General features: G+C 35.2%; 6 protein-coding genes and 2 pseudogenes. 5 read left to right on the forward strand and 3 right to left on the reverse strand.

Annotation, left to right across the window (positions count from 1 at the left end; genetic code table 11):
* A pseudogene (locus ACH63V_RS17765) lies at positions 1-299 on the forward strand (LysR family transcriptional regulator); the annotation flags it as partial.
* A 118-nt stretch (positions 300-417) separates the two neighbouring features.
* Here ACH63V_RS17765 and ACH63V_RS17770 read toward each other — a convergent pair.
* Complete coding sequence (locus tag ACH63V_RS17770; protein WP_396464283.1) at positions 418-948, reverse strand: MarR family winged helix-turn-helix transcriptional regulator; 531 nt, start codon at positions 946-948, stop codon at positions 418-420.
* Positions 949-1,018: 70 nt separating this feature from the next.
* Here ACH63V_RS17770 and ACH63V_RS17775 point away from each other — a divergent pair, with 70 nt between their 5' ends.
* On the forward strand, positions 1,019-1,891 hold the full coding sequence (locus ACH63V_RS17775) for an EamA family transporter (RefSeq protein WP_396464285.1): 873 nt from the start codon (positions 1,019-1,021) through the stop codon (positions 1,889-1,891).
* Between the two features lie 40 nt (positions 1,892-1,931).
* Complete coding sequence (locus ACH63V_RS17780) at positions 1,932-2,549, forward strand: nitroreductase family protein (protein ID WP_396464286.1); 618 nt, start codon at positions 1,932-1,934, stop codon at positions 2,547-2,549.
* Positions 2,550-2,781: 232 nt separating this feature from the next.
* Here the strand turns inward: ACH63V_RS17780 and ACH63V_RS17785 are convergent, their stop codons facing one another.
* Positions 2,782-3,336 (reverse strand): TetR/AcrR family transcriptional regulator, encoded by a 555-nt coding sequence (locus tag ACH63V_RS17785; protein WP_396464287.1) that lies wholly within the window; start codon positions 3,334-3,336, stop codon positions 2,782-2,784.
* A 1,019-nt stretch (positions 3,337-4,355) separates the two neighbouring features.
* On the opposite strand from ACH63V_RS17785, the gene ACH63V_RS17790 reads away from it, so the two are divergent.
* Together ACH63V_RS17790 and ACH63V_RS17795 are read left to right on the forward strand one after the other, a co-directional pair.
* On the forward strand, positions 4,356-4,835 hold the full coding sequence (locus tag ACH63V_RS17790) for a Panacea domain-containing protein (RefSeq protein ID WP_396464288.1): 480 nt from the start codon (positions 4,356-4,358) through the stop codon (positions 4,833-4,835).
* On the forward strand, positions 4,828-5,295 hold the full coding sequence (locus tag ACH63V_RS17795) for a hypothetical protein (RefSeq protein WP_396464289.1): 468 nt from the start codon (positions 4,828-4,830) through the stop codon (positions 5,293-5,295). Before ACH63V_RS17790 ends, ACH63V_RS17795 begins: the two co-directional genes overlap by 8 nt.
* A 59-nt stretch (positions 5,296-5,354) precedes the next feature.
* Here the strand turns inward: ACH63V_RS17795 and ACH63V_RS17800 are convergent.
* A pseudogene (locus ACH63V_RS17800) lies at positions 5,355-5,697 on the reverse strand (hypothetical protein); the annotation flags it as partial.

Here is a 5,697-nt window from a genome sequence, read left to right on the forward strand (position 1 = left end):
GCATTTTACTATATTCTAAAGATGACTTAAAAAATAATATTATTAACTCAATACCAAAATTGACATGTAATAATATAGAAATTCTTTTAGAACTTTGTAAGAGAAATCGGAGTATTTTATTTGCACCTGATTTTTTAGCAAAAAAATATGAAGATGAGGGAATTATTATTAACTATTCAAAAACCCTTTTAAACTCTAACCTTTATTTTTATGCAACCACACCTTATGGATCAAGAGTTCCAAAGAAGGTTGAACTTTTTTTAAATTCTTTAAAGCAGTACTTTGCAAATTATCATTAAGGCATTAAAGGCTAGACCTTAGCTTGGTTATAGTGTAATTCGTATATATCACCAAATCCTAATTATAAAATATCAATTTTTAATTAGGACCTAGCACGAATTTGCATACTTAATATGCTTACTTAACCTTTTTTGAAGGCTTCTCTAAAGATTGAAGCAGTACTGATAGAGAAGTATTGATATTGTCTATTTCAGTATTCGACAGTACTGAAAGTATAAGACGTTCATTCTCTACATGTGCTTCCACTGCCTTATTGATGAGTTCCAATCCATGACTGGTAAGTTGTACAAGCATACTACGAGCATCTTCTTCGTTATCGATACGCTCAATAAGGTTCCTCTGCTCTAGTTTCTTTAAACGATGCGTCATTGTCCCAGAAGTAATCATTAATGCTGAAAACAATTCAGTTGGACTTAGTCTATATGGAGATCCCGAACGTCGAAGGGTAGCTAACATATCAAATTCCCAAAGACTTAAGTCAAAGGTTGAGAACGTAGATTCTAAAAGCCGTTCTAACAAAGTCGCACAGCGTTTAATGCGACCAATAGGCCCCATAGGACTGGCATCAAGATCCGGTCGTTCTTTCGCCCATTGTTCTAAAATTTTATCAACTTCATCTTTTCCAAGACTATCGTTCTGATTTTTCATTTATCTTGACTTCAAGTTAATTAGTGTGACAACATAATAATATCTTGAATTGAAGATAAATTACAACAATATGTCAAATACATTACCAACATCGCGTGGGTTAGACATTTTACTCACCGCATTAGCTCCTCTCATTTGGGGTTCCACATATATTGTGACATCGGAGCTTTTACCATCCGACCGTCCATTTACCTCAGCACTTATACGAGTATTACCAGCAGGCTTACTCTTACTTTTGTTGACGCGCCGCATGCCTGCAAAAAATGATTGGTGGCGCCTCATCATACTTGGGGCACTCAATATAGGATTTTTCCAAGCCTTTTTGTTTATAGCAGCCTATCGTTTACCCGGTGGATTGGCAGCTGTACTTGGTGCAATTCAGCCTTTACTTGTAATGGTAATCGCTTGGGTAGTAGATGGTCGGTCACCGCTCAGATCTACATTATGGGCAGCCATAATAGGTATGTTTGGAATGGCAATCTTGCTGTTATCGCCTAATACCGTATTTGAACCGATTGGAATCTTAGCAGCCTTATTAGGTGCTATTTGTATGGCATGTGGCGTGTGGCTAACCTCCCGCTGGAAGTTAGATATGCCATTACTCGCTCTTACGGGTTGGCAGCTTGTGATTGGGGGCTTAATTCTTCTACCTATAGCTTGGATGGTAGATGCACCTCTCCCTACTTTAAAACCTGTGCAATATATTTCTTACGCTTATCTGAGCTTAGCGGGTGCTTTAGTGGCTTATGTACTTTGGTTTAGAGGCATAAGCCGTCTGCCAAGTGTAGCTGTTGCATCTCTTGGGCTACTTAGTCCCCTTACTGCGGTGGTACTGGGTTGGGCTTTGTTATCACAGTCAATTTCAGGAACTGCCCTTTTAGGATTAGTCATCGTGCTCGTTAGTGTGTTCGTAGTGCAATGGACCACAGCACGTCGTAATTAATAATTAACTTTAAAATTATTTTCTCTTTTCTGAGGCTTATATGAATATCTCTATACAACACGCTATTGAAACTCGCACATCAATTAATAACTTTCAGCCAAATCGCTCATTAGATGAAGCTACCATCAAATTATTAGTTGAATTAGCAACTAAAGCTCCCTCGGCTTATAATTTACAAAATTGGCGCTTTATAGCGGTACGTTCTGAAGAGTCAAAACAATTATTGAAAGCAGCAGCGTTCGGACAAGATAAAATTACGGATGCTTCTGTAAACTTTATAATCTGCGGCACATTTGATGCGCATCATCAACTGCATAACGCACTTCAGCCATCCCTAGAAAATAATATTATGGGACATAAAGTTATTGATAGCTGGGTAAGACAAGCGACTAATGCTTATCAAGATAACGCTATATTACAACGCGATGAGGCTATTCGCTCGGCATCTTTAGCTGCAATGACTTTAATACTCGCAGCACAAGAAATGGGGTTAGGAACTTGTGCAATGGGTGGATTTGATGCAAAACAAGTTTCTCAAGATTTTGAACTTACAGCGAATGAATTGCCTGTCATGATTGTTGCGGTGGGTTATCCAACAACCGATAATTGGGCGCAAAAAATACGTAAGCCTGTAACCGAAGTTCTTACTATTGTTTAGTACAGCTATGACAAAAATAGAGAGCATCTGTTGTTGTTCATTCTATAGATAGTCATTAGTTTTTAATGAATAGCTTATAAAACTGCTCTCGTTTAAATCTGATAGTTATCATTTTTTGTGTGACTATCAGATTTTAAATAGAGCTAACATTTTCTCAGTCTAAGTTCATTTCCCATCCATGAATATTGAATAAATTACGTGGTCGATGAGACACCAAATATTTTTATAAACGTTAAACCAACTTTCGCAAAAAATACTCAAGCACCGTCTCACTTTCATCTGCCCCATCCGAGCTTAAAAGCTGAATAATGGCGCTCTCAATCATATATAAAAAGATTCTGGCATCGGTAAAGGAAACATCTGTTTTGAGCTGTCTAAGCTGGCTATAAATTTCATTGGTAAGCCATGTTCTGTATCTCACCGCGGTTTTATAAACCTTTGAATAAGTATTTTTAGTTTCAAAAATGGCTCTAAATAATAAGTAATACGGCCCTTCTAAATCAGTATGTAATACATAAAGTTTCTTGAGTTTATCAAGTGTACTGGTGTCATCATCGTACTCGACCATTGCAACCACTTGGTCTTGGAGGCGTTCTTTTTGCACAATTAGACAAATTTCAATGAAGCGTTCTTTTGAGTGAAAATAGTTATAAAACGTCATTTTGTTCACTTCGGTTTCTCTCACAATTTTGTCGACGCCGACCATATGAAACCCACCGTGGTGGAACAAATTAATCCCTTTTTTTACAACTTCAAAAGCACGTGTTGGGAGTATTAAATTTGGCATAGTTTTACCGTTATAAAATAAATTTTTGTTGTATATAAATGAGATATAAAAGCCTGTGCCCTTTTTGGGAGAAAAAAAGGCACAGCAAAGCCGTAAAGACTGTGCGTGGCACATCTCAAGTTTTATTGTTGAACTAAGTTTTAGACGAATTGATTTAAAGCCTGAAAATCTTTAGATATTCAAACTGCTTTAAAAATTTAAGTTGTGTCGTTATAGCTTTTGGCAAAGGCTGCCAAGAAATTAAGAATGTGCAAAGCCAACTCCTTTTTATTGGGAGTTCTGCCAGACATTTATAGAATTATGGTGGCAGAACGGAAGAAGGTTGACAGACTAGTAATAACTCAAACTAGCACACCCGAAGGTGTCCCTCTCCCGTCCTACCGCTACGGGAGGGAACGAGTGGTCCACCACACACAAAACTATTCCTCAGAAGGAAAAGCTCTGATGCGGGAGTTATTATTCAGCCTGTCAAAGCCGGCTGGCAATGTGGCCAGCAGGCAAAGAATAGTGCCCAACCCTGTTGCAGTCAAGCACACAAAATGACATTTGTTTTAAATTAGATCATTAAAAAGTAAGAATAAATAATGGATAAGTGATTGTTAAATGAGGGTTTATAAAGGGGGATGGAATTTGATTGTGCCTTTAATTATTTGCGATTTATGTTAAACGTAACCATTTTTTAACTAATAATATGTTACTTACTATATAAAGTGGTTATTTAGATAAATATCGTCTACCAACCTTCCTATATACTACTCATTAAATGATCTACCAAGTAATGAAGCTAACTTAAATATATGTTTTTAATAAATTAATTACAAAAAACATGTAGACGTCTTAAATTGTCGCCTAGGCTTTAAATATTCATATAAAGCCATATATATTAAATGTAAGGGTATGTATAATGGCTTGCCTTTCTTTGATAGTTGTTGTAATTCTTGGACAACAATTAGAAAGCTTGATGCCATTTAGATTCTGTGTGGACTGTTTTTCTGCATTAATTTTTTAGGAGGTACAGCATGGCTCATACTGCACTTCAAGTTGCCAACAAGATAATTGCTAAAGGTAAAGAATTAAACAAGCAATACACTCCCATGCAGCTAATAAAATTGACTTATATTGCTCATGGCTGGATGCTTGGTCTATTTAATCGTTCTCTTTTTGAAGATAAAGTAGAAGCATGGAAATTTGGACCTGTTATTCCTGAGCTTTATCATAATATAAAGTCATACCGTAATAACCTTATAACAGCACCTATTCCAGATGTTCCTGAAGCTAATTTTGAAAAAGATGAATTGAGAGTTATTGATTACGTCTTAAAGGCCTATGAAAATTTTGATGGTGTTGACTTATCTCAAATTACTCATGCTAAAGGTACGCCTTGGGATCAAACATATCCTCATGGTGAGGGTTCATGGTATAACTTTATAATCGATAATACATTAATCCAAAATCATTATAAAAAATTATATAAAGAAAAGGTTGGTGATGATGCCTGAGTCATTATTTGATTTTTTGAATGATCCAACCCCATTAGAAGTCCCTCCTACTTCTAGAGGGGACTCTCTTGGGGTTGAAGAGGAAAATGCTTTCAAAAAAGGAGATTATGATGACTACCAAAAACGTTATATAGAAATAGTTTTAGATAATCTTGAAAAGGAAGCTGAGCTTCGCAAGAGAGAATTCAAAAAATTATCATATATTGCTATCGGTTGGACTTTAACTATTATTTTGATTACAATTATACAAGGTTTTGGAACCTTCCCCTTGCAATTTTTTACAAACACTTTTTCCTATCTTAAATTTAATTTAAGCAATCAGGCTTATGTTGCTTTAGTTACCACAACAACTGCTACAATACTTGGTTTATATACGATTGCAGCTTACTGGCTTTATCGGAAAGATGCTTTAACTTTTGATTTTCTAAAAAAAACAGATAAAGATACACCTTCTGAATAATCTACGTTAATAATCCTAAAAACAGTTTATGATTTTATATTTCCTTATTAAAGAAATTTCTACAGAACAAATTTGTTAGGTTGTGGTGGATCTACTTCTAAATAAAAATTTATCCGTTTCTGTCTTAGACCTTCAATAGGATAAGTTTTAATAATTCTTAAATTATCTGGTTCATAACTTAATCCATCGATTAAACATTGCTCTGCAATTTTTGGATTATAATTGTACATTGCAGCAAAATTTTTTTTAGTCCATGTCAATAATACTTTATGCAATGCTTCAACATCTCTATGGCTTGTTGTTTTTTTATTAACCTCTAATCCAAAAATATTTAAACAAAAACCAAGTATAGCAGCCCCTTGAAAATTAGGAAATTCATTCATTTTTAAGATTTCATTATAT

Origin of the sequence: Acinetobacter sp. ABJ-A23_2, from assembly GCF_044538765.1 — a bacterium.
Classification (GTDB): domain Bacteria; phylum Pseudomonadota; class Gammaproteobacteria; order Pseudomonadales; family Moraxellaceae; genus Acinetobacter; species Acinetobacter nosocomialis_A.

What these genes read in the sequence shown, in the direction of transcription:
- ACH63V_RS17790 (WP_396464288.1), top strand. Translation starts at nt 4,356, where the DNA reads ATGGCTCATACTGCACTTCAAGTTGCCAACAAGATAATTGCTAAAGGT.
- ACH63V_RS17795 (WP_396464289.1), top strand. Translation starts at nt 4,828, where the DNA reads ATGCCTGAGTCATTATTTGATTTTTTGAATGATCCAACCCCATTAGAA.
- ACH63V_RS17775 (WP_396464285.1), top strand. Translation starts at nt 1,019, where the DNA reads ATGTCAAATACATTACCAACATCGCGTGGGTTAGACATTTTACTCACC.
- ACH63V_RS17785 (WP_396464287.1), bottom strand. Translation starts at nt 3,336, where the DNA reads ATGCCAAATTTAATACTCCCAACACGTGCTTTTGAAGTTGTAAAAAAA.
- ACH63V_RS17770 (WP_396464283.1), bottom strand. Translation starts at nt 948, where the DNA reads ATGAAAAATCAGAACGATAGTCTTGGAAAAGATGAAGTTGATAAAATT.
- ACH63V_RS17780 (WP_396464286.1), top strand. Translation starts at nt 1,932, where the DNA reads ATGAATATCTCTATACAACACGCTATTGAAACTCGCACATCAATTAAT.